Below are 975 nucleotides of genomic sequence, written 5' to 3' on the forward strand. Positions count from 1 at the left end.
CGTTCGCCGTCGCGCTTGTCCTCCTCTCCGCAGCGCTCGTTCTGGGCGGGAATGCCCTGCTCGACGCCGGCTGGGGGGTCGGCGCTGCGCGCAGGGTTCTGGACCGCTGAGCGCGGCGCTAGTACAATTCCGACGGAAGTTTCAGGAGGTCGAACATGGCGAGGATACTGGCAGTGGATGATGAGCGGGCGATCCTCGACGCGCTCGCGCGCGTCCTCGGCCGCGACGGCCATGAGGTCGTCAAGGCAGCGGACCCGACGGCGGTCCCGGGGATGGACCTCTCGCGCTTCGACCTCGTGCTCTGCGACGTCATGATGCCGGGGCTCGACGGCTTCGAGCTCGTGCGGCAGATCCGCCCGGACTTCGACGGGCCCATCATATTCCTGACCGCGCGCATGGCCGAGGAGGACGCCGTGGCCGGCTACGGCCTGGGCGCCGACGACTACGTCCGCAAGCCCTTCGGGGCCGCGGAGCTGCGCGCCAAGGTCGCGGCCCATCTACGCCGTGAGCGCCGGCCGCGCTCGCACGCCCTCTCCTTCGGGGAGGTGCGGATCGACCTCGGGGCGCGCGGCCTCGCCGTGGGCGGCGAGGCCGTGCCGCTCACGCCCACCGAGTACGCCATCTGCGAGTACCTCGCCCGCCACCCCGGGCAGGTCATGAGCCGCGCGCAGATACGCGAGGCGGTGCTCGGCTGGGAGAGCGACGCCGACGACGCGGCCATATCCATGCAGGTCAGCCGCGCCCGGAGGAAACTCTCCGAGGCCGGCGCCGACCCGATCGCGACCGTCTGGGGGATGGGGTACAAGTGGCAGCTCTGAGGACCGGGGCGCGAGGTCGCGGGGGCATGCCGCTCTCCTTCGTCATCGCGCGCTACTTCGCCTACGCGTTCGCGGCGGTCGCCACGGCGTGGCTCGCCTCGTTCATGGCGCTCTCCGCGGCGATCAACGCGGGCTTCGTCTACGAGGCAAGCTGGGG

Annotated in this window: 1 protein-coding gene; it reads left to right on the top strand. The window is 71.6% G+C overall.

Translation table 11 applies throughout. The features are described from left to right. The first annotated feature begins 155 nt into the window (after positions 1–155). Positions 156–818, top strand: coding sequence for a response regulator transcription factor (locus ACEXKH_RS09625; protein WP_373573944.1), 663 nt, complete (start codon positions 156–158; stop codon positions 816–818). Positions 819–975: the final 157 nt, after the last annotated feature.

The organism is Collinsella aerofaciens ATCC 25986, assembly GCF_964259375.1.
GTDB lineage: Bacteria > Actinomycetota > Coriobacteriia > Coriobacteriales > Coriobacteriaceae > Collinsella > Collinsella aerofaciens_BO.

Excerpts from the sequence above, each read along its gene's own strand:
- ACEXKH_RS09625 (WP_373573944.1), top strand. The coding sequence starts at position 156 with ATGGCGAGGATACTGGCAGTGGATGATGAGCGGGCGATCCTCGACGCG.